Origin of the sequence: Candidatus Limnocylindrus sp., assembly GCF_040397235.1 — a bacterium.
In the GTDB taxonomy this organism is placed as follows: Bacteria; Chloroflexota; Limnocylindria; order Limnocylindrales; family Limnocylindraceae; genus Limnocylindrus.
This window is the reverse complement of sequence record NZ_JBBAWH010000001.1, coordinates 46,952-72,433: the sequence shown is the minus strand read 5'-3', so window position 1 is coordinate 72,433 and position 25,482 is coordinate 46,952. Positions and strand designations below refer to the sequence as shown.

General features: G+C 64.5%; 25 protein-coding genes. 4 read left to right on the top strand and 21 right to left on the bottom strand.

The window, feature by feature from the left end:
* Positions 1-2 precede the first annotated feature (2 nt).
* Positions 3-407 carry a hypothetical protein gene (locus AC3LB0_RS00430; protein WP_488649207.1) on the bottom strand — a complete coding sequence of 135 codons (405 nt, stop codon included), beginning with the start codon at positions 405-407 and terminating at the stop codon, positions 3-5.
* A gap of 70 nt (positions 408-477) precedes the next feature.
* Between AC3LB0_RS00430 and AC3LB0_RS00425 the strand changes: the two genes are divergently transcribed.
* Entirely contained in the window at positions 478-894 is a 417-nt protein-coding gene (locus AC3LB0_RS00425; RefSeq protein ID WP_488649206.1) for a hypothetical protein, read from the top strand.
* A 16-nt stretch (positions 895-910) separates the two neighbouring features.
* Here the strand turns inward: AC3LB0_RS00425 and AC3LB0_RS00420 are convergent, their stop codons facing one another.
* Entirely contained in the window at positions 911-2,518 is a 1,608-nt protein-coding gene (locus AC3LB0_RS00420; RefSeq protein ID WP_488649205.1) for a CapA family protein, read from the bottom strand.
* A 17-nt stretch (positions 2,519-2,535) separates the two neighbouring features.
* Here AC3LB0_RS00420 and mtnN point away from each other — a divergent pair, with 17 nt between their 5' ends.
* Positions 2,536-3,291 carry a 5'-methylthioadenosine/S-adenosylhomocysteine nucleosidase gene (mtnN, locus tag AC3LB0_RS00415; RefSeq protein WP_488649204.1) on the top strand — a complete coding sequence of 252 codons (756 nt, stop codon included), beginning with the start codon at positions 2,536-2,538 and terminating at the stop codon, positions 3,289-3,291.
* Here the strand turns inward: mtnN and murI are convergent.
* The 6 genes from murI to AC3LB0_RS00385 all read right to left on the bottom strand — a co-directional run bounded on the left by murI (position 3,288) and on the right by AC3LB0_RS00385 (position 10,292).
* Positions 3,288-4,178: a glutamate racemase gene (gene murI, locus AC3LB0_RS00410; RefSeq protein ID WP_488649203.1), complete on the bottom strand. Its 891-nt coding sequence runs from the start codon at positions 4,176-4,178 to the stop codon at positions 3,288-3,290. The genes mtnN and murI overlap by 4 nt on opposite strands.
* Positions 4,171-4,953, bottom strand: coding sequence for a methyltransferase domain-containing protein (locus AC3LB0_RS00405; protein ID WP_488649202.1), 783 nt, complete (start codon positions 4,951-4,953; stop codon positions 4,171-4,173). The genes murI and AC3LB0_RS00405 overlap by 8 nt, the downstream gene beginning before the upstream one ends.
* Positions 4,935-5,993 carry an agmatinase gene (speB, locus tag AC3LB0_RS00400; RefSeq protein WP_488649201.1) on the bottom strand — a complete coding sequence of 353 codons (1,059 nt, stop codon included), beginning with the start codon at positions 5,991-5,993 and terminating at the stop codon, positions 4,935-4,937. Before speB ends, AC3LB0_RS00405 begins: the two co-directional genes overlap by 19 nt.
* Positions 5,994-6,088: 95 nt before the next feature.
* Positions 6,089-6,601 (bottom strand): hypothetical protein, encoded by a 513-nt coding sequence (locus AC3LB0_RS00395; protein WP_488649200.1) that lies wholly within the window; start codon positions 6,599-6,601, stop codon positions 6,089-6,091.
* On the bottom strand, positions 6,598-9,792 hold the full coding sequence (locus AC3LB0_RS00390) for an ATP-dependent helicase (protein WP_488649199.1): 3,195 nt from the start codon (positions 9,790-9,792) through the stop codon (positions 6,598-6,600). The genes AC3LB0_RS00395 and AC3LB0_RS00390 overlap by 4 nt, the downstream gene beginning before the upstream one ends.
* Positions 9,789-10,292 carry a DUF4446 family protein gene (locus AC3LB0_RS00385; protein WP_488649198.1) on the bottom strand — a complete coding sequence of 168 codons (504 nt, stop codon included), beginning with the start codon at positions 10,290-10,292 and terminating at the stop codon, positions 9,789-9,791. Before AC3LB0_RS00385 ends, AC3LB0_RS00390 begins: the two co-directional genes overlap by 4 nt.
* A 78-nt stretch (positions 10,293-10,370) precedes the next feature.
* On the opposite strand from AC3LB0_RS00385, the gene AC3LB0_RS00380 reads away from it, so the two are divergent.
* Positions 10,371-10,706, top strand: coding sequence for a hypothetical protein (locus tag AC3LB0_RS00380; RefSeq protein WP_488649197.1), 336 nt, complete (start codon positions 10,371-10,373; stop codon positions 10,704-10,706).
* A gap of 24 nt (positions 10,707-10,730) precedes the next feature.
* On the opposite strand, the gene recO is transcribed toward AC3LB0_RS00380, so the two are convergent.
* Entirely contained in the window at positions 10,731-11,480 is a 750-nt protein-coding gene (recO, locus tag AC3LB0_RS00375; protein ID WP_488649196.1) for a DNA repair protein RecO, read from the bottom strand.
* 71 nt (positions 11,481-11,551) lie between these two features.
* On the opposite strand from recO, the gene AC3LB0_RS00370 reads away from it, so the two are divergent.
* Positions 11,552-12,601 carry a polyprenyl synthetase family protein gene (locus tag AC3LB0_RS00370; RefSeq protein ID WP_488649195.1) on the top strand — a complete coding sequence of 350 codons (1,050 nt, stop codon included), beginning with the start codon at positions 11,552-11,554 and terminating at the stop codon, positions 12,599-12,601.
* Here AC3LB0_RS00370 and AC3LB0_RS00365 read toward each other — a convergent pair.
* The 12 genes from AC3LB0_RS00365 to glmS are packed head-to-tail and all read right to left on the bottom strand — an operon-like array spanning position 12,598 to position 25,475.
* Positions 12,598-13,914: a hemolysin family protein gene (locus tag AC3LB0_RS00365; protein ID WP_488649194.1), complete on the bottom strand. Its 1,317-nt coding sequence runs from the start codon at positions 13,912-13,914 to the stop codon at positions 12,598-12,600. The two genes, AC3LB0_RS00370 and AC3LB0_RS00365, sit on opposite strands and share 4 nt — an antisense overlap.
* A 2-nt stretch (positions 13,915-13,916) precedes the next feature.
* Positions 13,917-15,290, bottom strand: a complete 1,374-nt coding sequence (gene glmU / locus AC3LB0_RS00360) for a bifunctional UDP-N-acetylglucosamine diphosphorylase/glucosamine-1-phosphate N-acetyltransferase GlmU (protein ID WP_488649193.1) — start codon at positions 15,288-15,290, stop codon at positions 13,917-13,919.
* Positions 15,287-15,676, bottom strand: a complete 390-nt coding sequence (locus tag AC3LB0_RS00355; RefSeq protein WP_488649192.1) for a Rid family detoxifying hydrolase — start codon at positions 15,674-15,676, stop codon at positions 15,287-15,289. Before AC3LB0_RS00355 ends, glmU begins: the two co-directional genes overlap by 4 nt.
* Positions 15,673-17,589 carry a 16S rRNA (adenine(1518)-N(6)/adenine(1519)-N(6))-dimethyltransferase RsmA gene (rsmA, locus tag AC3LB0_RS00350; RefSeq protein ID WP_488649191.1) on the bottom strand — a complete coding sequence of 639 codons (1,917 nt, stop codon included), beginning with the start codon at positions 17,587-17,589 and terminating at the stop codon, positions 15,673-15,675. Before rsmA ends, AC3LB0_RS00355 begins: the two co-directional genes overlap by 4 nt.
* Positions 17,586-18,704: a tRNA (adenosine(37)-N6)-threonylcarbamoyltransferase complex transferase subunit TsaD gene (gene tsaD, locus AC3LB0_RS00345; RefSeq protein WP_488649190.1), complete on the bottom strand. Its 1,119-nt coding sequence runs from the start codon at positions 18,702-18,704 to the stop codon at positions 17,586-17,588. The genes rsmA and tsaD overlap by 4 nt, the downstream gene beginning before the upstream one ends.
* Positions 18,697-19,215 carry a ribosomal protein S18-alanine N-acetyltransferase gene (gene rimI / locus AC3LB0_RS00340; protein ID WP_488649189.1) on the bottom strand — a complete coding sequence of 173 codons (519 nt, stop codon included), beginning with the start codon at positions 19,213-19,215 and terminating at the stop codon, positions 18,697-18,699. The genes tsaD and rimI overlap by 8 nt, the downstream gene beginning before the upstream one ends.
* Positions 19,215-19,742, bottom strand: a complete 528-nt coding sequence (locus AC3LB0_RS00335; RefSeq protein WP_488649188.1) for a hypothetical protein — start codon at positions 19,740-19,742, stop codon at positions 19,215-19,217. Before AC3LB0_RS00335 ends, rimI begins: the two co-directional genes overlap by 1 nt.
* Positions 19,735-20,241: a tRNA (adenosine(37)-N6)-threonylcarbamoyltransferase complex ATPase subunit type 1 TsaE gene (tsaE, locus tag AC3LB0_RS00330; RefSeq protein ID WP_488649187.1), complete on the bottom strand. Its 507-nt coding sequence runs from the start codon at positions 20,239-20,241 to the stop codon at positions 19,735-19,737. Before tsaE ends, AC3LB0_RS00335 begins: the two co-directional genes overlap by 8 nt.
* The gene (locus AC3LB0_RS00325) at positions 20,238-21,908 is read right to left on the bottom strand and encodes a hypothetical protein (protein ID WP_488649186.1); all 1,671 of its coding nucleotides are present in this window, start codon (positions 21,906-21,908) and stop codon (positions 20,238-20,240) included. Before AC3LB0_RS00325 ends, tsaE begins: the two co-directional genes overlap by 4 nt.
* Positions 21,905-23,116, bottom strand: a complete 1,212-nt coding sequence (alr, locus tag AC3LB0_RS00320) for an alanine racemase (RefSeq protein WP_488649185.1) — start codon at positions 23,114-23,116, stop codon at positions 21,905-21,907. The genes AC3LB0_RS00325 and alr overlap by 4 nt, the downstream gene beginning before the upstream one ends.
* A complete protein-coding gene (gene acpS, locus AC3LB0_RS00315) occupies positions 23,113-23,652 on the bottom strand; it encodes a holo-ACP synthase (RefSeq protein ID WP_488649184.1) in 540 nt (179 codons plus the stop codon). The genes alr and acpS overlap by 4 nt, the downstream gene beginning before the upstream one ends.
* A complete protein-coding gene (glmS, locus tag AC3LB0_RS00310; RefSeq protein WP_488649183.1) occupies positions 23,652-25,475 on the bottom strand; it encodes a glutamine--fructose-6-phosphate transaminase (isomerizing) in 1,824 nt (607 codons plus the stop codon). The genes acpS and glmS overlap by 1 nt, the downstream gene beginning before the upstream one ends.
* Between the last annotated feature and the right edge of the window lie 7 nt (positions 25,476-25,482).

The following is a 25,482-nucleotide window of genomic DNA, read 5'->3' as shown; positions in this document are numbered from 1 at the left end:
GCTTAGCTCCCGAGGAGCAGGTCGAGCCACGCGTCGAGCGGCGAGCGAGTTGGCGCATCAGGGCTGAACCGCCGTGCGCCAGACCCCGGAGCATCCTCTGGAAGTGGTGCCGCATCAGCCGCTAAGACGAACGGGCGTTCCACAGTGGAGCCGAGGCTGTAGCCGCGCGCAACCAACTCGAGGAAGGCGGCGTCCTCGAGGAGCACCCGCTCCGCAGTAAGTGCGTCGGCCCGAGCTTGGAGCGCCGCCGTCTCGTCGCGCAGCTGCGCCAACCGCGTATTCACCTGAATCACGCCGATCAGATTTCGCCCAAACTCCACGACGAAGAGCGTCACCAGCAGGGCCTGCCCGAGGAAGATCAGGGCGCCGCGCGTGGTGCTGGTGCGTCGGCGAATCATGACCCTCATGACCCCAGTCTCCGCGCCATATCCATCGGCGTCAAGCAGGGGCGCTGCGCGGGGTGCTAGCCTGCGCGGCGTGTACTTCTATGAACTTCACGAGGCGGACGACGAACTCGCTATCGGCATGACCCTCGCCCACGACGAGGCTTTCGCCCCGAGCGAGTTCTTGGCAATGGTGGAGACCGCCCGGAGTCGGGTGATGGAAACCTTTACCGAGGAGACCCTCATTGAGGCGATCGCCGCTGAGCTCGAGCGCGAGCACGACTTTGCCGCCTCACTGGATTCCCGCCTGGTGGCCGCAGTGGGCATCTCTTCTGAGGAGGGCGAGACCCGCCTTCTAACGCACGAGGGGGCGGGTGCCCACGCCGCTGACGAAGGCGAGGAGGAGGATCCCGACCTTGCCATCGCTGAGGCGCTGCTCTCAGGACGTGAGCCGATCGGCCTGCGCACCGCTGTCGTGGACCTAGAGAAGAACGAGTCGCTCGACTCTTAGAGACGTAGAGCTCGGGCTACCAGCGAGGCAGGCCCTTTGAGCCCTTCCAGACTCGATTCATGATCGGTACGCCATCGGTGGCGACATCGACGAAGTTTGGCTGCGACTGATTGAGGATGACCGTCGGCAACATGCGTGTGCTGACCAGCCGTGATCCCACGAATGTTGATTCAATAACGAGCCCCTCGGACGTTTCAACGGACCAGTTCTGGTCAAAGACGAAGTTGCCCATGGAGTAGAAGACCGGCTTGTCGCTGATGATCTCCATGGCACTCGCCCAGTGCGAGTGCGATCCAAGGATCATGTCGGCACCAGCCTCGATAGCCCGCTTGGCAAACCTACGCTGTGAGGCGGTCGGCTGCGCCTGGAACTCCAAGCCCCAGTGCGGGAAAACGATGACGACGTCTGCACCAGCGGCGCGAGCCGCCGCAATGGAGGCGCGCATCTCAAGGACCCCAATCGGCGCACTCCCCGGCCGGTTTGCCCGCGCGTGCGTGCTCGGGTTTACCTGGTCGACTGCAACGATGCCCACGGTGATGCCACCAACGTCGGTGAGCCACGGGCGCTGCGCCTCAGCAAGGTTTGCCCCCGCACCACCGCTGCCCATGCCGGCAGCTTTTACAGCGGCAATAGTCTCGGGGATGCGATAGACGCCCCCATCGCCGATGTGATTGTTTGCCAGCGAGAGGAAATCAAAGCCCGCCTCTTTCACCACCCGCAGAAGCGCGGGGTTTCCCGTGAAGGTTGTACCTGAGTTGTGTTGGCGCCACTTCTTCGGTGTTGGCGATTCAAGGTTCGCGATCGAGAGATCTGCCTGCTGGAAGAGTGAGCGCATCAGGCCGTTGATGCCGCCACCGCTTACGTAGCGCGCGGCGACACGTGGCACGCCAAATTGGCTGCAACAGGTTGTGCCAGTGATATCGGCAAATCCGCCATCAAAGAGCGAATCTGCCCCACGCTTTGAGCGCTTCGCGTTGGCTGAAACGCCACGGTCAAGCAGGATGTCGCCACCAGCTGCCAGAGTCCATGCGGTTGCAGGATCGTACGCGAGCGGACCGGAGAGCCAATCTGCAGGAATCGATGCGTCGAGGGGAAGCTCGGCGCGCAGCGGCCAATCGGCCAGCGATGCAACGCGCTGCACGCCAACGATTGCGGCCCCCTCCCACGTAAGGGTGCGCAGCGCGGGCTCAAGGGCGGCGAGCCGCACGAATCCTGCCGCCTTCTCATCGGCGGCGAGTGCCGCCTTGAGGGCGGTGCGGTCCGCGACGAGTGTCAGGCGAGATGTGATTGAGGTGGGCGAGAGGCCGAGTGCCGCAAGGATGGCGCTCGACTCCGGCGCAATCAGGATCAGTTTGGTGATCGGTAGCTTCCCCCCGACCTCAGTGAGGCGCGCGACCCCAACGCTCGTGAGCGCGGTGAGGGTGCTGCGGTATCCGGCAACGGGGATCAGCGGGCTCCGTGTGTCGCTGGTCGATGAGGGGCTTGCGCTAGCCGAAGGATCTCCGCTCGCCCCCGACGGCGCAGCAGAGGTGCCACACGCGGCGGCAAGCAGGAGTGCGAGCGCGAGCGTAAAGAGGCTGCGCCGTCGCGGCAACGGGGCCTGGGTCACAGTGGGCAGATGCACACCGCTATCCTAGCCCCATGCTGCAACACTTCCGCCCATCAGGCCCAACGCTCATCGCTGCCGCGCTCAGCGAGGAGCGCGCCGCCCTTGAGGCGCTCGCCACTGATCTGGTGCCGCACACACTGCCAGGACTTGTAGAGGGTGCACTGCTCATCGGCCACATCGACACACACCCGGTCGCCCTGCTGCGCTGTGGAGTCGGCAAGGTCGCCTCGGTGGTTGCAGTCACCGCCGCCCTGGCAGTTGAGCCCCGCTGCGTGATCTCGGTCGGCTCCGCCGGCGCCCTGCATGCGGGATATCGCGTCGGCGACGTCCTACTCGCCGATAGTGTCTTGCAGCATGACTTTGCCGCAGCAGAGGCCGATGGCTTTCGACTCTTCGGCTACGGCGCGGATATTCCATCAAAGGGCGACCCACTTTTAGTTGCCGAGCCCGAACTCGTCACCGCGGCGTTCAATGCCGCGGCACCGACGACAACGCGACTTGGGATCAGCCTCCGCCGCGGCCGCATCGCCACCGGCGACTGGTTTGTCGCCGACCAGAAGGTTCGCGATGCGATTGCCGCCCGCAGCTCAGCCGACCTCGTCGAGATGGAGGGGGCGGCCATCGCCTATGCGGCACGCACGCACGGCATCCCCTGGCTGGTGATTCGGAGCGTAAGCGACTCTGGTGATGGCGGGGCCACGCTGAGCTTCTGGGAGTATCTCGCGCTCGCCTCAAAGAACGCCGCTGAGATTGTGCGCGCCATCCTGCCAGCGCTCGAGCGCCGCTAGCTGCGCTTCGCCCCCAGCGTCATCTGCTGCGCGCGCGGTGCAGTCTCACCAAAGAGTCGGGTAGCAAGCGCATCCACCACCGAAGGATCCCCTGTCGTGAAGATCTGATGCTCAGGGGCTATTGGCGCTGACGCTGGCGCGGAGTGTCCAAGGTGGCCGGGGTCGGCCGCCGTCCCGCGGCTCGATCCTGGAGCCTCAAGCCCATTCACCGCGATGATCTCTTGAAGGAAGCTTGCCGTTGCTGCGGCGGAATCAACCACAGCAATTGGGGCACCGAGCGCCGCATCAATTGCACCGCGAATCAACGGGAAGTGGGTGCAACCAAGCAGCAGGGTGTCGATGCGTTCGCTCGGCTCGCCAGCCAGAAACGGGTCAATCGCCGCGTGGATGGCGTCGCTCATTTCTTGCGTGTTCGTGAGACCTGACTCAATGAGCGGAACAAGTTCGGAGGCGGCTCGCTCAGTCACCCGCGTGCCAGGGTTCTCGTCTTTGATGGCGGCGAAGTAGGCACGCGACCGAACGGTTGCAATGGTAGCCAACACGCCGACCCGGCCGGTGCGTGTCGCCAGCGCCGCCGCCGCCGCTCCCGATCGGACCACGCCAATGATCGGCGTTGATGGGTGCCGCTCACGAAGATGCTCGAGCGCGACGGCGGTCGCGGTATTGCAGGCGATGATGATCGCCTTTACGCCGCGTGCCACCAGTTCGTCGCTGAGCTCTTCGGCAAAGGTGCGCACTTCAACGTCACTCCGGGTGCCGTATGGATGACGGGCGCTATCGCCGATGTAGATGGTGGATTCGGCTGGAAGGCGCGCCTGCACTTCACGCAGAACGGTGAGGCCGCCGATCCCTGAATCGAAGAGCCCGATTGGGCGTGGGTCACTCATGCGCTGACCGTAGCAGCCAGCGCAGACGGTCGTCGTCACCAACGCTCATTACGCCTAGGCCAGCGGCAGCGGCAAGGGCTCGCACCTCATCCGGCTGCCAAGCACGAATTGCGAAGGGGGCGCGGTCTGGATAGATCGGCGTGATGCGCCCGTCGGCCCCCACCGCCCGATGCCGAATCTCCAAATGGACCGTATTGCTGCGCGCCTGAGGGTCTGGGGCGATGCGGCTCTCGCGGCGCACCGTGCCGAGGTCGGCATCTGCTCGCTCCAGATCAACGCTCCACACACCCTCGACCTCATCCGCGAACAGCTGTGGATCCATCAGTGTGGCGTCGAGCCCCACCTGTCCACCAGGCGCACAGTGCAGCGCTGCTGTTCGTAAGAGCGCTTCAAGGTCAGCGGGCGCGGTGATCAGCGAGAGCAGATCGCCGCCAAGAATCACGAGGCTGACCGCAGTCGCTTCGCGACGCCAGGTTCGTCCATCGGCAGCGATCCATTCGGCGGCAGCGGCGCGCTCCGCGGCCAGGGCGAGGGCGGCCAGATCGAGATCAATGCCGATCAGCTGCCGTTCGCTGGAGTCAAGAGCGGTCAAGACGCGACCTGCCCCGCAGCCGATCTCCAGGATGGGACCAGTTGACTCCGCCGCTACCCTCCGCCAATACGCCAGATCACCGTCGGCGGCTGAGGTGAGGTCGCGTTCGTCGGCGAGCAGGCGGCTTCGTACCTCAGACGCAGTTTCGCTGGATGCGGTTTCGCTCAGCGGGAGGGTTCCCAACGAATCGTCTCGCCGGACTCCTTACGCTTCGCCAGCGCGCTAATCACCTCAAGTGCGGCACGGTTAGCGATCATCGCCGTCGACTCAGCCCAGTCATACGGTGGTGAGACCTCAACGACGTCCATTCCTGCGATCGGGACCTGTGCCGCAATCTGGCGGAGCCCACGGAGCAACTCGCGAGAGAGCATCCCGCCTGGCTCTGGTGTGCCCGTTCCTGGCGCGAGGCCCGGATCGACCACATCAATATCAAGGCTAATCCAGATCGCATCTGGGCCGTCGAGAGCTTCGGCGATGGCGGTTGCGATGACCGCCTCTGAGCCACGCTCCTCGATCTCGGTCATGAAGTGACTGCGCATGCCATGCTCGCGCATCCATCCGAGCGTCTCTTTATCAGGAAAGTAGCCGCGCAGGCCGACCTGCACAAAGTTCTTGCCGAGCACCGCGCCAGACTCGATCAGGCGCCGCATTGGCGAACCGTGGCTGTGGAGCGATCCGTAGCCATCAATGGAGGCGTCGGCGTGGGCATCAAAGTGCAGGATGCCGATGCGCTGCGGCCAGCGCATCTCGGCAATCGCCGTTGCATTCGGCCACGTAATCGAGTGGTCGCCACCGAGCACGATCGGGATCGCACCAGTCTCAGCAACCTCACGAACCTTGCGGTAGATGGCGCCGTGTCCGTGCTCGAGTCGTCCTGGGTAAACCAGGGCGTCACCGGCATCAACGGCGGTGAGGGCCGTAAACGGCTCCACGCCCACCTGCAGTGAGTGCAGGGTGCCAGTTTGGTATTGCGCCTCACGGATGGCGCGAGGGCCAAAGCGTGTGCCGGGACGATGTGTGACCGCATCATCAAACGGTGCGCCGATGATGGCGATGTCAGCCTTGCGACGACGGATCTCAGCCACATCCTCAACCCACGGGAGTTGAGCGAAGCTGACCGGCCCCGCATACGAGGGGCGATCGAGTGGGTCGCGCTGCTCTGGGGTGCCGCTCCAGCCGAGCGCGGCGAGGGAGGCGGCGAAGGGTGGGGTATTCGGGCTCATATTGATCACCATCTTGCTCAGATGCGCCGCCGGTGCGAGCCGACGTCCAGCAGGGCGCGTGCCAATCCTACACCCCTCCAGGGGCGATTTGAGACCTAGACCGAGTCGATCTCACTCCGTGAAATTGCCGCCTCGGCCACGACCACGAGAGCGACGCCGATCAGCAGCCCGGTCGGTCCGCCGAGGCCAATGATGCGCAGGGCGAGGTAGCCACCGATCAGGGCCCCCGCGAACAACCCGCGCCGCACGCACCGCCGCCGTCGTACCCGCCAGACACCTGGATGCCCCTGAAAGGAGCGCAGCAGAAGAAGCCCCGTGAGCCCGAGCGTCACGGTGAGAGCCAGCGCACCCGCAACGGCCAGGGCGCGCGTCGGTTCGTCAACGGGATCAATCGTGAGCGCTCCGCCAATAGTGACCAGCGCCGCAATCAGCGCGCCTAGGCCGAGGAGGCGGATGAGCCGCTGATCTCCGGTGGGGATGCGTGGTGGTGTGCGAGCTGCGGCGGCGGTGCGCAACACCTTCCCCGCAAACGGCGTAGCCGGCTGTTGATCGAGCGGCAGCTCAAGCTGCTCTGCAGCGTTGCGCCGCTCTCCATCACGGAGCGTCATGCGGGCCGCCCCGCCGGAGCCTTCGATGCTGGGCAGAGCTCACGGTACGAGCAGTAGGTGCAGGTCATCAACTCTGGCTTTGGATCTATGACGCCAGCCAGGATCCCCTCCGCTGCAACCACGATCAGTTCGCGCGCCTTCACGATGCGCTTCGGCTCTACGGGCACGGTGGCAACACGGCCGGTGTCGAGGAAGCGCAGGCTCACCTCGTCGGGGAGGCGCCCCGTTACAGCGCGCCATGCCAGCGCGTAGAGCTGCAGCTGGAGTGACTCTTTCGCCCGCTTGCGGCTCGCGTCATCATCATCGCGTCCGCCGGTCTTGTAATCGCTGACCACCACCCACTCATCGTCACCGAGCGGCAGGGTTGGGCGCAGGACGTCACCTGGCACATCAATGGTCGGAATCGGCGCACTGCGACCCTCGGGTGGGAGCGCCTGCACATCGACGCGATCCCAACGGCCGCGAATCTTGTGCCCGCCAAGTTCAAACGAGAAGTCTTTCTCAACGTAGGCCGGCGCGTGGCCTGTTGCGATCTCCTCACTGCGGAATCGTGCGATCGCCTCCTGCGCCGCCGTATGGCGCGCCTCTTCGTGGCTGCGCGAAAGGAAGCCCGCACTCTGCCAACTGCGCTCAAGTGCGGCATAAAGCTCGTCGAGTTGCGGAGGTGCTCCCACCATCTGTCCGCGATGGAACTCGGCGACGGCGACATGCATCGCAGCGCCGTACGTTGCAGAGTGATGCGGCGGCAGCGGAATGCGAAGGCGTTGCTGATAGTGGTAGCGAAGCGGGCAGGCGATGAAGGCCTCAATCGCCGTAAAGCTCAGGGTGAGCGGCGCACTCTCCCCCGCCCCAGGTTCGCGCATGGGGAGAACCGGAAGTGGCGGAGCGACAATCGCGAGGTCATCAATTTTGGAGGTCGGCTCACCGGTTAACGGAAACTCCTCAAGTTGCTCTCGACTGAGGTCGAGTGCCTCGGCAACAAATCGGCTGACCTTGCGCGGACGGACGCCACCACTGCTCCGCTCTGCAGCGGTGAGGGCCAAGCGTTCGCACGCCCTAGTCAGTGCGACATAGGCGAGGCGTCGCTCCTCGCGTAGCGCCTCTTCGTCCGCCTCGGTTGGTCCATCTGGGGCACGAGGGTCGCGCGGCACCACATCATCAGAGCCGCCAAGCTCCGCCGCGAGCGCGAGACGCGGCGGTCGACCCTTGGCCGGGAAGCGCCCCTCAACGAGGTTCGCAGTGAAGACGACGGGGAACTCCAGCCCCTTCGCCTGGTGAATCGTGAGGAGCGCGACCGCATCAAGGTCGGGATCAACATCGGCAGCCGAAGGATCATCCCCCGCCTCACCGAGCTCCTCGAGGTAGCGCACCAAGAATGGGGCGCGATCGAGCTCCAGCAGTCGGCTGCGGGAGCGCACCACATCAAAGAGGCGTCCGATGTTGCGAATGCGCTCATCGGACTCTGGCGTTGCTTCGCGGGTGAGCTCGGCGAGCAGGCCCGACTCACGCAGCCAGCGATAGAGCACCTCGCCACTCGTGCGCTCGACACTCTCTTGCACCACCCCAGCGAGGCGTTCAAGGAGTCGCTCGGTGGCCTCATGCCCTGCCCCAACCGTTGCGAGGCTCTCCCGCAGCGAGAGATGATCGCGGCGCGACTTCCCGACCGCAGCGGCCAGGATCGTGGGTGGCACCTTGAAGCGCGACTCTGCGACGATCAGGAAGAGTGGTGCCGCGGCATCTGGGTCGGCCGCATGGCGTAGGCCCGCCAAGAGGAGGCGCACCTCGGGGCGATCGTAGAGTCCGGCGGCGCCGCTCGAGCGCCACGGAATACCGAGCATGTTGAGGCTGCGCCCAACCTCCACACTGTCGACGTTCGCGCGCACGAGCACCGCATGATCGCGGGCTCGCCGACCCCCCGCGATGGAGTCGCGGATCTCTGACGCGATCCAATCGGCCTCGTTCGCCGTCGTACGGAATCGGCGGAAGGTCACTGGTGGCGCATCGCCGGGCATCCCCTCTGGGGTGAGCTCCTTTGAGATGCCGAGACGAACTTCGAGCCGATGCGGATCATTGAAGCGAATGAGGCGTCGTGCGGCTGTGAGCACGGAACCCGTGCTGCGGTAGTTCTTGGTCAAGACCACTTTGCTCGCATCGGGGTACCGCTCGGTGAAGTTCAGGATGTTGCTGATCGCCGCCCCACGGAAGCGATAGATCGACTGGTCGTCATCGCCGACGACGGTGAGATTGCGCCGTCCATCGGAGAGGAGATCAACTAGCGCCCCCTGCAGTCGATTCGTATCCTGGTATTCGTCGACCAAGATCCAACGGTGCTGTTCCCGTGCTCGTGCGGCAACTAGGGGGTCATCACGCAGCAGATCATAGGCGCGCAACACCTGATCCCCAAAATCGAGCAGGCCGCGCTCATTCAGAATTGTTCGATAGGTGCGCAGCGCCGCGCTCAGCTCCCCATGCTCGGTGGCGAGGAGGTCCACCGCATCGGCATACGAGGAAAGCTTCCGCTGGAGTTCAAGGTCGGCGGTTGAGGTGGCGGCGCTTCGTGCTTCGCCAGCCCGCTCCTGAAGATCTGCAGCAAACTTCTGAATCTCATCGGGACCGAGGGCCTCATCTTTGGCACGCGAGAAGTAGCCGGCGATGTCGCTGAGAAAACGCGTCGGATCTCCGAGCGGCAAGAATCGCTTGAGGCCGAGTTCAAAGAGGTGCTCACGAAGCAGGAGCACCACCTCGGCGCGCCCAAGAACACGCAACTCGCCGGAGAGGCCGAGCCGATGTGCATTGGCGCGGAGTAGTTCATCGCCCCAGGCGTGGAAGGTTTTGATTGGGGTCGTGGCGTATCCGTAGGGAACGAGGCGGTCGACGCGCCCCTGCATCTCCTCCGCCGCACGCTCAGTAAAGGTGAGCGCCAGAATCTCTTCCGACTCGGCACGCTTCTCGGCGATGAGCCAGGCCACGCGACGCGTGATGACCTGGGTCTTCCCTGTGCCCGCACCGGCGACAACGAGGAGCGGGCCCTCACCGTGCGTCACGGCGGCGTACTGCTCGTCGTTTAAATCATCAACAAGGTGGGCGATCGTTGGCGTTGGTGCCGTAGGACGTTTCGGCGTAATCCCTGACCAGACTGGAAGTTGTGATCCCCCTTCGCGCTCGCCCGCACCCGAGGCGCGCGACGTCACCGTTGTGGAGCGCTGTAGGCGGGCTGTGCCAAGGCGGCAGCGATTGCCGCTGACTCTTCAGCGCCAAGGGTCCCCTCGCCCCGACCCTCAATGACGCGCTTCACATAGATGCGTGTGCCGACTCGAGCATGCAGCGCGGTGATCACGACGCCACTCCCCACCGCATCAAGCAGCGCCAGCGCAGAGCTTTGGCCGCCGCCGACATCTTCGAAGGCCTGGAACTGGATGAGGCCCATGCGACTCATTGCGCCAGGGGCGGCCGTTTCAAGGGCGGTGAGGCGCGTCCCCGCCACCTGCGACGAGACCCCCTGCTCGGCAACCCGCTCAAGCACCTGGGCGAATCGCTGCTCGGCGGTGAGTGCCTCATTCCCAGAGACCAGCGCCGCGTAGTCGGCGCGGAGACGGCGTAGGTTACGGATCGAGATCAGGGCGACGAGGAGCGCGAGCAGGGCAACGAGCACCCCGGCGACGCCGATTGCAAGGAGCACTTGGCTATCCACGGCTGCATCCTATCAGCCCTCGCCGCCCCCTCAACCTGGGTCAGGTATCCTCTGGCAACAATCCTGTAAGGAGGAGTCATGGCTAAACGCGAGAAGCGCTTCCGCCCCGACCAGCGCCCGAAGCTGAAGTCGCATGCCGACGCGCCCAAGCGTGGTCTCACTCCCGCCGAGGAGGCCGCTGCGGCCGCCTATGAGGCGACGCTCGTCGCCCCGAAGAGCACCATCATTACGGGCACCTCTGCGCCAATTGGTAGCCGGGTCGCATCGACACAGCGACTCACCGCCGAGATCGCCGCAGAGATGCCCGTCGTGCAACGAGACCTTCGCCGCATCTTGCTGACGTACGGCGCGATGCTCGTACTGCTTGCCGCAATCTGGTTCGTCGCGACCACAACCGGCTTCGTCGCCGCCTAGTTCGGAGCCGCAACCCTCCGCCGCTTACGGTGCCAACACCTCGTCCATGAAGCTGCGACTCTTCGGCTCAGTGCCGAAGAGGAGATGCACAGCGAGGCGCAGGGCCCAGCTCACCTCTCGTTGGGGGGCGGGAGGCAGCACGAGAGAAACCAGCTCCTCTGGCGCAAAGCGTCGCAGTGCTCGCATGAGCCGCAACGCATCACTGGAGAACGCTCCCCCAAGTGCATGCGATGCACAGCGAATGCCCGCACCCTCCTCATCCCAGCGGAGGCCCTCGCCCGCAACGGGCGCCCGCCCGCACTCAAGGCAGACGTCGAGCTCTGGGCCCTGCCCAGAGGCGTCAAGGAGTGCCAGCTCAGCCCAGCGCGCCACGAGCGCATCGGGTGCGCCGGACTCGAGAAGATCCCAGGCGCGAATGAGCAGCTCGTACAGTTCTGGTTCGGGCTGCTCATCGCTCGTTCCACGTTCGACCAACTCGGCGACGTACCAGGCGACCGCCGCACTGCCGAGTCGACCGCGTAGTCCGAGCCAGACTCGTACGCTGCGAACCTGGGTCACGGTATCGAAGGTTCTCCCCGCGATGAGGGCGAGGTCTAACTCGGCGAAGGGCTCTACCCCGCCCCCGAGCCGGCTGGTTGGCTTACGGACCCCCTTGGCGATCGCTTTGAACTTGCCGCGTGTCGCGGAGAGGAGGGTGAGCACGCGATCGGCTTCGCCGAGGCGGAAGCGGGAGGTGACGACGGCCAGCGACGTAGTGCTTTGACGTGCAGGCATGATGCGCAGGGTAGCATTGCCCTACAACCGCGCCGCGTTCAAACGCGCCGGGCAAGAGGTGAGGGGGGCGCGTGAGCGAGCAGCAGCAAGGGGCGGCGGGAGATCTCCTGAGCCTGAACCTCGACGAACTGGTTGCGGCAACCGATCGCACCATCCTTGATCTGCTCGCCGAATGGGAGGAGCCGATTACGGCCCCCATGTACGAGCAGATTCGCTACCACCTCGGGTACAACGATCCCGCAGCGCGGCCCGGAAAGCGCATGCGCCCCCTCCTCGGCCTCCTCGCCTATGCCTCGATCTCGCCAGACTGGGATCGCGCACTCCCCGGTGCTGCGGCAGTAGAGCTCGGACACAACTTCTCACTCGTCCACGACGACATTGAGGACGGTGATGCCGAGCGACGCGGCCGGCCGACACTCTGGGTTCGAGATGGTATTCCCCAGGCCATCAACACCGGCGATGCACTCTTCACGATCAGCCGCGTAGCACTGCACCACCTCACCACCCTCGGCTTCTCTGATGCCAAGGTGATTCGCCTGATGAAGCTCTACGACGAGACGTGCCTGCGCCTCTGCGAAGGGCAATTCATCGACATCGCCGCAAGCGCACGCACAGAGATGCAGAGCGTTGAACACTACTTTGAAATGATCGGTCGTAAGACCGCCGCCCTCATCTCGGGCTCCGTAGAGTCTGGCGCGATCCTTGCCAGTGACGACGAGGAGGTCATCCGCCACTTCCGAAACTTCGGCTGGGCCCTCGGGCTCGCCTTCCAGATCAACGACGACCTCCTCGGCATCTGGGGCGACGAGGCGGCTACAGGGAAGGAGGCCTCTGATCTGGCCCGTCACAAGAAGACGCTCCCCGTCCTTCATGCCATGGAGCAGGCGAGCCCCGCCGACCGCGCGGTGCTGACAAAACTCTACGCCGAAACGAACCCAGGCGCCGACTCAGTCGCCGCAGGATTGCAGGTACTTGAGCGCACCGGGTCACGTGAGTACACACGCATGAAGGCACAGGAGTGGCGCGCTAAGGCGATCAGTGAGATTCGCACTCTCTCGCAGCTCAACCCGCGCGCCGTGGCGAAACTCGAAGAGATTATTGACCGGGTGATCTCCGCCTAATCAGCGATCGGCTTCGCAACCCCCGTATCCCAGGTCACGCGTACCTTGCCGACGCGGCGACCAATCACCTTGATCACTGTGATTTTGAATGGGTCCACTGCCACCGTGTCGCCCACAACGGGGACGCGGCCGATACGGTGATAGACGAATCCGCCCACGGTGTCGTACTCCTCATCATCCTCAAGCTCTAGCGGAGGGTCGACAAGTTCGCCCATCTCATCAATATCGGCTCGGCCGTCAAGGATCGCCTCGCCCTCGCGAACCATCACCTTCATCGGCTCCTCTTCGTCAAACTCGTCCTGAATCTCACCGACGATCTCTTCGAGCAGGTCTTCAATGGTCACGAGGCCCGCAGTACCGCCGTATTCGTCAAGCACGATCGCCATGTGCACGCGGCGACGCTGTAGTTCGTTGAGCAAGTCATCGACCGCCTGTGACTCAGGAACAAAGAGTGCCGGACGCATGATGTCGCGCAGTCGTGGACGCGGCCCGCCCGCAGCAATGATGCGCAGCAGGTCCTTCGCGTAGAGGATGCCAACGATATGGTCGACCGACTCCTTGTAGAGCGGCGTACGACTGTGTCCCTCGGTGAGCACTAGCGTGACGGCGTCATCAAAGCTCGCCTCTTGGTCGATCGCCGCGATATCAATGCGCGGCACCATCACCTCATGCAACTTGGAGTCGCTGAGCGACATTACAGCGCTGATCATCTGCTCCTCTTCGGCCTCAAGTACGCCCTGCTGGCTCCCCTGCTCCACGATCAGGCGGATCTCGGCTGCGGAGAGCTCTGGGGTACGAGTTGGGTCAATGCCGAATGGTTTCGAGATGATCTTGGTGAGGAGCACGAGCACCGCCACCAGTGGGCTCACAATCTTGGCGAAGAGGGTGATCGGCCCAGAGACTGCGAGGGCAATGCGGTCCGGATTGGCGAGGGCAAACCCCTTCGGTATCAACTCCCCAAGCACGATGGAGACCACAGAGACGATGAAGGTGACGAGGAGCAGCGCAATCGTGTCGGCATAGTCGGCAAGGGGCGCGATCCCACGCAGCGGCTCCGCAACTACGGTCACGATGCTGACGGCAGCAACGGCGGAGGCGAGTGCCCCGAGGAAGGTGATCGCAACCTGGATCACGGCGAGGAAGCGCCCTGGATCGCGCATCAGCTTCTGGGCGCGCTTCGCACGGCGATCGCCCGCCTCGGCGAGCTCATCGAGGCGCGTACGGCGAACAGAGACAAAGGCGATCTCGGCACCAACGAAGAAGCCGTTGATCAGGATCAGTAGAAGAATGATCAGGATGTCGGTGCCGAGCATCGTTACGCCTCCCGAATGATGCGAGCCGGAACGCCGACCGCCGTACAGCCATCAGGGATATCCGCAAGCACCACCGTGCCAGCCCCTGTCTTGGCTCCGATACCGATGCCCGCCGGGGCAACAATCAAAGTCCCCACACCTGTGAAGGCGTCTGCGCCAATCAGCGTCTTGACCTTCTCTACCCCATTGTAGTTCGCCGTGATGGTGCCCGCGCCGATGTTCGCACGCTCCCCCACTTCGGCATCACCAAGATATGAGTGATGGCCGACCTTCGCGCCAGCGGCGAGACTCGTTGCTTTCATTTCAGCAAAGTTTCCAACGTGACAGTTTGCCGCAATGGTGCACCCTGGTCGAATGTGCGCAAACGGCCCAACATCAACGTGCGACGCGATGGTTGATCCCTCAATCGCTGAGGAGCGAACTGTGCAGTCTTCGCCGATGGATGTCGCCTCAATCCGTGAACCGCTCCCAATTTGAGTTCGCGCGCCAATGCTCGTTCTCCCAAGAAGCGTCACGCCCGGCTCAATCACGGCATCCGCAGCGATCTCAACCTGCACGTCAATCCACGCGGTCGTTGGGTCAATCAACGCCACGCCACGATCTAGATGCCCCTCGTTGATGCGCTCGCGGAGTGCGGCTGCGACATCGGCGAACTGGTGTCGGTCGTTCACCCCCTCAAGCTCAATCTCCGGGCCATAGACGATTGGCGCAGGGGTACCTGCGTCGTGTGCCGCGGCGACTAGATCGGTGAGATAGAGCTCGCCACTCGCCTTCGACGGGGTGATGGCGCCGAGTGCCTCGGTGAGCCACGCTCGGTCAACGGCGTAGAGCCCAGCGTTAACGGTGCCGATGGCGCGCTGCTCTTCGCTGGCATCACGCTCCTCGATCACGCACTCCGCTGTGCCGTCGCTTGATTCAATCACCCGTCCGTAGCCCGTAGGGTCATCGGCATCAAAGGCGGCCAACGCGAGCGGCGCGTTCGTCTCGCGACGTGCCGCAACAACCTCGCGCATCAGCGCGGCGGTGATGAGTGGTGTATCGCCGCAGGCGATGAGCAGCTCCTTTGCAGAGGCTGGTAGCGCGGCAAGCGCGCAGCGAACAGCATCGGCGGTGCCGAGCGGCTTTGGCTGCTCAGCAATTGAGACGCTTCCACCCAGCAGTTCGGCGAGCCCGGCGGTCGCGGGCGAGAGGACAACGACAGACTTCTCAGAGAACGCCTCAGTGGCAGCCGCCACGACCCAGCCAGCCATTGGGCGGCCGAGCAGTTGGTGCAGCACCTTGGGAACCTGGGACTGCATCCGCGATCCCACTCCAGCGGCAAGGATGATGGCCGTCACGCCCTCAAGGCGCTCCGGCCCGCGACTTGACGGGCTCATCCTGCGGCGCCGCCTCGCTTGGCGATCGCTTCGATCTCTACCAAGCCACCCTTCGGCAACGCTGCAACCTGAATGGTTGAGCGTGCTGGGTACGGCTGGGTGAAGGCCCGACCGTAGATCTCGTTGACGGTGGCAAAGTCGGCGAGGTCAACAAGGAAGATGGTCGTCTTAACGATGTCGTTGTAGCCATAGCCAGCAGCGGCCAACAGGGCACCGAGGTTCGTCACCGCCTGCTCTGCCTGTGCAGCAACGCCATCAGCGAGTGCGCCAGTTTCAGGATGGAGTCCGAGCTGCCCAGAGCAGTAGAGCTCGTCGCCCATGGCAGCAGCCGGGCTGTACGGTCCGATGGCGGCAGGAATACCCGCCCCAGTAATCGAACGCTTCACGCTGCTCCCCTTTCGCCAGAACCTGGCCCGATTAGCCTCGTTGCGATCACGGAGGGCGTGAGGCCTTCCGGCGCCACGAGCTCCCCGCTCGCGAGGGCGTTGGCGATCAGGGTTGCCCCCTCCTCTGCCTCTCGCTGGGAAGGATAGAGGAGGAAGAGGGTTGGCCCCGAACCTGAGAGCGAGAGTGGGCGATCGAGGAGGCGACGAAGGGCGTGATCGAAGGGGCGGAGCCACGGCGCCACAGCCCGGGCGGGGGCCAGAAGGTCATTTGCCGAGGCCAGGGCGGCAGCCCGCTGCAGGAGCCCCTCCCCGCTCATGCCGACCGTGAGTTCCGCCGCAAGGTGCTGGGAGCTGACCAGGGCCGCCCCCTGCGCCGAGCCGCGGAGCCCCGCGGCAAATGCGGCAAACACCTCTGGGGTGCGCAGCGGCAGGCCGGCGGTAATCAGGAGGAGCCCCAGGGGCTCGCCCTTCCAGGGGGCGAGCGGGGTCACCGACTCCCCACGCCCCTCCATCAGCGCTGGCGAGCCGACGAGGAAGAGTGGGACGTCGGAGCCCACTTCGGCTGCGACCGCGTTCAAGGTTTCGTCATCAATGTCCAGATCGAAGAGCTCGATGACACCGAGTAGCGTTGCCGCGGCATCGCTTGAGCCGCCCCCCAGCCCAGCGGCAACGGGGAGGCGCTTCTCGAGAACGATCTCCACTGGCGGAACCTCACAGGCTCGGCGCAGCGCCGCGAGCGCCACGGCGCAGAGGTTCTCCCCATCGAGATTCAGCGGCACACCAGCGAGCCGAATCGAATCCACCCCGTCAGTTGATCGACGCAGATAGAGGCGGTCGCCTGCTTCGAACTGCGCCACCACGGAGTGGAGCTCGTGGTACCCATCTGAGCGCTTGCCGACGATGGCGAGCGTCAGATTGATCTTGCCGTGTGCGACGATCTCAACCGTTGGATCTGGTGCTGGCTGCGAGCGTGTCGCGTTCCGCTCGCGCACCTCCGATCCTCCGCTGGTGCTTCGCCGAGCGACTGCGGCACGAGCGGCGTTCGTCGGCACACCCGCATCAAGTTCAGGAAGTTCGGACAAGAGGGCGATCCAGTCTTTCACCGAGAGCGTCTGCGCGCGCTGATCGGGACTGAGGTTGGCGCGCCCAAGCGCCGCGATAATGTCGCTCTCAAGAATTGGCAGTGCGCGAGGGAGTGCATTGCGCAACTTCTTCCGTCGCTCACGGAATCCCGCCTGCACAAGTCGCCAGAGGCGCTCCTCATCGTGTGGGCTTAGAGTGAACGCATCGTCACCCGTTCGATGCTCGAGCAGCAAGATCGCAGAGTCCACGCCAGGCACTGGGTCAAACGCCTCGCGGGGCACCCGTACAACGACAGAGGCCACCGTTCTCGCCTGCACAAATGCGGTGAGGTATGACCAGTCACCGGGTGCGGCCGCGACGCGCTCCGCCACCTCCAACTGCACCAGCAAGACGATGCGTGCAGGGGGCGCTGCCAGCAGCAGGAGCCGATGCAGCAGTGGACTCGTGACGTGATACGGAATGTTGGCAATGACGCGCCAGCTCCCACTGGTTGGCGCGAGTGACTCGAGATCAACGGTGAGCGCATCGCCGTGAATAAGGGTCAGCTGCCCCGCACTGATCTGTGCCGCAAACTTATGCTGCAGGCGAGGGATCAGATCGCTATCGAGCTCCACAGCGACCACGTTGGCGCCACTAGCAAGGAGTGCCTCGGTCAAGAATCCAAGCCCTGGGCCAATCTCCAAGACGAGCTCCCCAGGAGTCGGCACACCAGCCTGCACGATGCGATCTCGAACGTTCAAATCGTGCAAGAAGTTCTGGCTGAGGCGCTTCTTTGCCGCATGGCCATCAACACGCCCGCGGCTCGGTGCCTGGCGATACTTCGGGCTCATGCGGGTACCGCCGATCCGATGCGCCACTGCGCATGAACCTCGAGGCCGGCGCTGGGTTCCTGGTAGGAGCCTCGTTCGTCACGTAGCAGGGCGTCACCTGCGGCGCCGATCATCGCCGCGTTATCGGTGCACCACTTCATTGGGGGCACGACGAGTACGCGGCGCTCCTCGGTCGCAACACTTGCAAGTGCCGAGCGCAGCGGTCCATTCGCCGCCACACCACCACCAACGATGAGCGAGCAGTCTGGGTTGGCACGAAGGGCACGCTGCACACCGGCGCGCAGTGCACCGACGATGGCCTGCTCCGTTGCGGCAGCGATCGCAATCGCTCCCTCTTCTGGAAGTGGATACTCGGCGAACTGGCGTGTGAGCGTGGCGGCACGGCCGGGGCTACGGTCGTTGAGCCCACTGGCGACGAGCGCCTGCCGAATCGCCGCGGTCTTCACCCCGCTGAACGAGAAGTCGTAGGGCTGCTCGGTCTTCGCAATCGGCAGCGGCGTGATTCGGGCACCGCGTGGCGCCTTCGCGGCGAGCGCTGAGAGCGCAGCCCCTCCTGGATATGGAGCGCCAAGGAGGCGTGCGATCTTGTCGAAGGCCTCGCCCGCCGCGTCGTCAATCGTGCCGCCGAGGCGCTGCACGGTCCCGTCACGCTCGATCCGCACCAGCAACGTGTGACCACCAGAGACCACGAGCCCGATCGCGGGGAGCGTCGGCGCGTCGACGTCTGCCGCCTCGCGTAGCCATGCGGCGCGCAGGTGCCCCTCAAGATGATTTACCGGCAGCACGGGGAGGCCGCGCGCCCACGCCCAGGCGCTGCCAATGCCGGCGCCCACGAGGAGTGAGCCAACGAGGCCGGGGCCGGTCGTCAGTGCCACCCCCTCAATCGTGCTGGCAATCCCGAGCCCCTCAGCCTCCTGCAGCACCTCGTTGAGGAGGCGGGGCAGCCACTCATGGTGGGCGCGCGCTGCGACCTCTGGAATCACACCGCCAAACGGTGCATGGATCGCCGTCTGGCTTGCCACACGCTCAGCGATCACCTCACGACCGCCGCGAATAAGGGCAACGGCACTCTCGTCGCAGCTCGATTCAATCGCCAGCAGTAGCCGCTCACTCATGGCCGAAGCGCTCCTGAACGCGGGCGCGCAGCGCCGCTTCAATCGCCTGCTGCTCTGGGCTCTCAAGCTCGGCGGTGGTCATTATCAACGCATCTTCGCCGTTATCGTCGTAGTAGCGAATGCGGCGGCCGACTTCGATGAAGCCGAACGCTAGATAGAGTCGTTGCGCGTCAACGTTTGATACGCGCACGTCTAGCGTTGCGACTCGGGCGCCGCCGCGCCGCGCCTCCTGCAGGAGCTCAAGGAGCAGCATCGTCGCAACTCCCGACCGTCGATTCGCGGGGAGCACCGCCATCGTGGTGACATGCGCCTCGTCAACCATCAGCCAGATGCCACCAAAGCCAATGAGCGCGCCACTCATTCGGGCGCCAACATATCGCGCTAGACGATTTGTGGTGAGCTCCGTGGTGTAGGCGCTTGTTGGCCACGGTGCCGTAAACGAGACGTTCTCAATTACCGCAACCTCGGCAAGGTCCTTAATGGTGAGTGGTGCCAGAACGGGTGCACGCATCATCCCGCCTCGCTTCCGCGAGCAGGAGCCGGATAGCGCAGAGTGACATGCGAAGCTACGGGTCCAGCCTCACGGACGAGCGCGCACGCAGCAACTCCTCTGCTCTCCTCCTGCGTAAGGTGCGGGGAGGCGTCCTCCCGAGCCGCGACGACCGAGCCACTCTGCGATACCTCGAGCGACTCACGTGTTCCGAGCGCTATAGAGAACGATCGCTGCGCCGCCTGCCAGAGTGCGCGATCTGACGCACTCTCTCGTAGTGGGAGCGCTAGCGCGGCAGCAATGCCGGCGGCAGCCGAGGCTGCAACGCGGACGCCGCTGTAGCTTCCAGGGCCGTTCCCCACCACCACACTAGTGAGCGCGGTGCGTTCGGCCTGATTCGGAATCAGATTTGTAATGCGCTGCAGTAGTGGCTGTTCGTAGAGATAGTCTTCGGCGACGCACACGAGCACACCATCGCGCTCCTCTACGATCGCGACGATGCTGAAGCCGAGCGACCCATCAAGCACGAGGATTCGTAGGCTACTCACGTGCATCGCCCGATGTGATGCGTTGAATGCTGTCAGACATCGAACCGAGTACCGCAAGGAGGTCTGGTCGCGCGCCGCGGATCACGGCGATGCGTGTGCCCTCGTCGGCGGCCGCCTCGAGATGAATGCTCAGCACGCCGGTGCCCGCTACCCCGAGTCCTTCAAGGTGCTCGGGCCACTCGATGAGGCTGACGCCGTGCTGCTGTCGCTCATCAATCACCCCAGCACGCAGCGCGTCACTCCCCACGGGGAGTCGATAGGCGTCAACATGCCAGATCGGCAGGTCGCCGCGGTGTTCAGAGATGAGGACGAACGTTGGCGAGGTGAGCTCCGGCTCTGCATGGAGTGCGGCTCCGATGGCACGAGCGAGTGTTGTCTTGCCACTCCCCAGGTCGCCCGCAAGAAGGACCCGGTCACCCGGACGGAGTGAGACGCCAATCGCCGCGCCGAGCGAGGTCGTTGCTGCAAGGCTACCGAGCGTAATGGTGACGACGTTCACGCTGTAAGGCGCTGCAGGTCACCAATGGAGAGCACGACAAGATCGCCCTTGATCTCGACTGCACCCTGCGGGTCTGACGACTGTGCGTCGGCCAGGCCGCGCCATGTGCCATAAGAGCCCGCTAGGGGGCCACCGATCACAACGGTATCCACGTCGAGGCGCGCCCCTCCGCGCCGTGCCGTCGAGGCGGTGAGGCCGGCGGGGTGCCGCTCAAGGCGAACGTCGCTGCCGTTCAGGGTCTGGAGCGCCTTCCCTAGCTCTGCAGCCCATTCATCGCTCTCGCGGCGCCCGCCGAGGATCAGGAGCCCAAATGGGGCGAGGGCGACACCGGCGGCAATACGTCGATCAATGGAGGCGCTGAGTGCCTCGCGCTCGCCATCACTCAGGCTGCCCACAACGAGACCTCGAATGCCGACAGCCCGAGCTCGCAGCACGGTCTCAGGGGAGACCGAGACAACCGCCAGAACTCCCGCCTCGTGCGCCGCCGCCCACCCGCGGCTGTCTGGCTCTGTAGCCGAGAAGTAGAGGCTCCCCTCGACCTCGTCGCCAAGCAGAAGGCGCCCGCCGAGGCCACCCGTCGCGCTTGCGGATCGCGGTAGCAGCGCCAGTGGCGCCTCAATGGGGAGCACCTTTGCGGGCCTCACAGCCACGGGCATGAGTGGGAGATCAACTAGTGGGGCACCACGCACAACAGCAACACCGGCGAGACCGCCGCGCAGCGAGGCCAGAACCTGGTGCCCATCAATCGCAACCTCAACGTCGACCAACTCCCCCGCCCGAAGGTCAAACTCCAGTGCTCCATCCGCTGACAGCGCATGCTCCTCCGCACCGGCTCGAACAAGCACCTCCTCGTCAGGGTGATCTGCGATAACCAGCAGATCGCCAGCGGGCACGAGTAGTTGATCCGCGGTCGCACGAACCAGATCTGCCCCCGTCGTCTCGGTGAGCTGCTCAGTGCCCAGCGCCGCCAGTACTCCCGAAACATCAAGCAGCACCGTGGTTCGCCCAGGTGGAATCAGTGGCGAAAGTGCGGCGAGTGGCACGGCGCCTGAAGAGAGATACGCCGCAAGCTGACCCGTAGCAATGAACACCTCGCCGCTCATCGGATCACCTTGACCGCTCGACCGCTCCGCGATTGACTGGATCGCATCAATGCACGCAGCAGCACGAGTCTGGTCGCCAATCTCATCACGCCCCGACATCGGCCGATCTGCGATGTCTCCAAGCCGGTCGGCAACGGCGGCGCGATCGCGCTCGCCAAGTGCACGCAAGACCGCATCGCAGCGGCGTCGACGCTCCGTTGCATCTGCAGGGACGAGTGCGGCCTCATCAATCCGCAACAGCTCGCCAGCCGTTCCTGGGGTGGCCCACGCAATTCTGCCAGCATCATGCGCAATATCAAGAATTTTCACGGGGACGCCGAGCGCCTCTGCGCAGCGGCTCGCCGCACGGCCGAGGGAGCTCGGATCACCGCGAAGCGAGGTAGAGATCGCACCGCTCTGCTCCGCTCCAGCAGAGCTCTGCAACATCGTCTCTGCCGCCTCGCTATCAGCTCCCGTAGGCAGCGTGATGCTACTAAGCAGCCGTGTAGGCTCCGCGTCAGACATCAGTGCATAAAAGCTGCGATCGAGATCCTCGCGAATCAAGAGATACGACGATTGCGTCACTTCTGGTTCACGTAGTGATACCCGCGCAGGTCGCGCAGCGCCACCGGTTCGCCGCTCACCGTATACACCCGCGCAAGTCGACTGGTGAAGCTCGTTGAGACCTCATTGGTAATCGTCTTTCGGCGTTTGGCAACGTCGACGGGCTCAATCAGATCAGCACCAGAGTCACCGATGAAAACCACCTCATCGGCTTCGGTCAGGTCGGTGGCCGGGTGATCTGTGGCATCAATGGTGATGGAGTCCATCGCAATCGTGCCAACAACTGGCAGGCGCACGCCGCGTATCAACACCTCGGCGACTCCCCGTTCGTGATACGAGATGCCATCGGCGTAGCCGATCGGCAGGGTGATGATCCTTGATACGCGCTCTGCGGTGAATGCTGGCCCGTACCCCACGCCATGACCGACGGGGAGTGTCGCGATGCGCACAGGCCGTGCGGCGAGTCCATATACCCGGCCAATGCCGATCGTTGCGGCGGTCATCGTCGGTCGCAGCGCGTTCGGCACAACGCCGAAGAGCGCAATGCCAACGCGCGCAACCTGCTGCGTCTCCCCCATGGTGAGCAGCCCTCCCGACCCGACGAGATGCGCTTCGAGCTCGGGGGCCTGGGCTGCAGCCTGCTCGAGTACCTCCTCCTGCAGACGTGATCGATCAACGTTCTCAGCTGCGCTGAGATGGCTCCAGATGCTCCGCAGCAGAATGTTCGGGTTACTGCGCAACGCAGCGAGCTGGTTGGCGAGATCGCCCGGCAGGATGCCGTCGCGACCGAGTCCAGTATCAACTTCAATATCGACGCTCAGTGGGGAGAGCCCAGCCAGATCGGCGCCGATCAGCTCGCGAACCACTGCTGACGACGATGCGGTAACGCCAATGCCTGTAGCGGCCGCGTCGCGCAGGTGCGCAGGCGCCACACGCCAGAGGACCCGGACGGGGCTAGTGATTCCGGCGTCGCGCAACTCTTGCGCCTCATCAAAGGTGGCGACAAGAACGGCTCGCGCGCCAGCGTCGAGTGCGGCACGCGCGACGGGCACGGCGCCCAGGCCGTAGGCGTCGGCCTTCAACACCACGTCGAGGTGGCCGCCAGTCGGGAGCTTCCCCTTGAGCGCGCGAACGTTCGTTGCGATCGCGTCGAGCCGCACCTCTACCCAGGCATCACGCCCGAGCGCAGGCAGGCCAACCTTCTGGATACGTTCGGGGAGCCCGCTCATCCTTGGGCCTTCCCAGCCGGCTCCGCCAACAGGGCCAGCTCCTCGCGCCGAAGTGCCTTGATGCGCTCGATCCGTGCCAGGAGTGCCGTCTCGGTGGCATCGAGGTCTGCGCCGATTTGCGGCGGGAAGAGGTAGCGCCCGCCAGCCGTTCGCACGGCATAGGCGATCGCGATCGCATACTCGCGCTCGTGGCTGATCGAGAGTGCGATGTGCTGGATGCCGAGCTGCGTCGCCCGTGCCGCGGCGCGATCGTGGAGACGAACGGAGGGCTGCCCGGTTGGCAGGCGCTCCACCTCGATCTCCTGCCAGCCGATGCCACGCACGCCGAGGCCGAGCACCTTTGAGACAGCCTCCTTTGCGGCCCAGCGCCCAGCCATCGTCTCGGGGCGACCACGAACGTATGAACGCTCTGCGGCGGTCAGCACTCGGAGCTCAAATCGCTCTGGATGACGGCGCAAGACGTTTGCAATTCGGTCCACGCGAATAATGTCAATGCCGATCTCCGGCGTGCTCGTGGAGTGCTCTCCCCCGTCCATCACTCGACGGTGACGGACTTTGCGAGATTCTTCGGTTGATCAATATCGGCACCGGCAAGGAGCGCCATCTCATATGAGAAGCGCTGCAGCGGGATTGTTGCGATCAGTGCGGCGATCTCAGGCCGTGCGGCGGGGATCACGATTGCATCGGTAGCGAAGCTAGACCAATCATCGACGCCAGAGAGGATCGCGATCACTGGCGCCGAGCGCGCGCGTGACTCCATTAGGTTGCTCACAAGCTTTGGCAGGACTGGCGAGTTCAGCACCACCGCCACCACAGGGTGATCGGCACCGAGAAGGCTGATCGGGCCGTGCTTCATCTCACCGGCGGCGATCCCCTCGGCATGGATGTAGGAGATCTCCTTCAGCTTGAGTGCCCCCTCCAGCGCCGTTGCAATCCCTGCACCGCGACTGACGAACATGAACCCGCTCGCGCCGAAATACTTCGCGGCGATGCTTGGCAGCGCATCTGATGCATCGAGTGCGGCTGAGGCCATCGCAGGGACGCGGAGGAGCTCCTCCGCCCATGCACGCGCATCTGCAGCGGTCAGCGCTCCCGTGCGCCGCGCTAGGTCAAGCGTTACCAGAAGGGTGACGAGCGCCTGCGAGGTGTAGCTCTTTGTCGCGGCTACGGAGATCTCTGTTCCAGCCTGCAGCAGCACAACGGCATCCGCCTCACGCGTGAGCGACGAGCCGGCCGCATTCACGATCGCGAGAACTGGTGCACCAGCAGCCTTCGCGATGCGCACGGCACCAAGTGTGTCTGCGGTCTCCCCGGACTGCGAAACGGCAATCACAAGGCTAGTTGGCCCGAGTGCGGGCGGATCGTAGCGAAACTCGCTCGCGACAGTGACGCGCACTGGAATGCGCAGCAGGCGCTCAGCGAGCGTCGCCGCGGTGAGTGAGGCGTGATACGCCGAGCCGCAGGCCACGAATTCAATGGAACGCGTCGCCGTGAGCGCCGCACTCAAGGGATCAAGTTCACCAATGGCGATTCCAGTGGCCGAGACTCGACCGAGCATTGCCGCCGAGAGTGCTCGCGGCTGCTCATCCATCTCCTTGCGCATGAAGTGGTCGTACCCCTCTTTGCGCGCCGCGGCGCCATCCCACGTGATCGTCTCAATCTTTGGGGCGAACGTTTCCCCAGTTGCGTCGTAGAGGGTGACCCCGTCGCGCTGTAGGTCGGCTAGGTCGCCGTCTCGAAGGAAGATGATCTTGTTGGTGTGCTCCAGCATGGCGACAGGATCGGAGGCGAGGAACTGCTCCCCCTCACCGATGCCAACGGCAAGCGGCGCCTCGCGGCGGGCGGCAATGATGCGACCTGGTTCGCTGCGGTGCATCACCACGAGCGCCCACTGCCCGCGCAGTTGGGGGAGGATGGCCGCAACTGCAAGGCGAATATCGCCCTGGTAGGCGTCTTCAATCAGGTGGGCGATCACCTCGGTGTCGACGTCGCTCGAAAGGGTGTGCCCCTTCCCCGCCAGTTCCCGCTGCAGCTCGGCGTAGTTCTCAATGATCCCGTTGTGAATGATGGCGATCTCGCCGTGCTCATCCATGTGGGGGTGGGCGTTCAGGTCAGTTGGCGCACCATGGGTGGCCCAACGCGTGTGGGCGATCCCGGCGATCGAACCGGTTGGTAGTTCGCCAACGACACCTTCGAGGTTGGCGAGGCGGCCCGCACGCTTGCGCATGGAGATCTCGCCCCCCGTTGCCGCGACGGCGATCCCTGCGGAGTCGTAGCCGCGGTATTCAAGGAGGCGCAGCCCCTCTATCAACGTCGTCGAGACGTCGCGTGAGCCGATGTAACCGACGATCCCGCACATGGCGGTA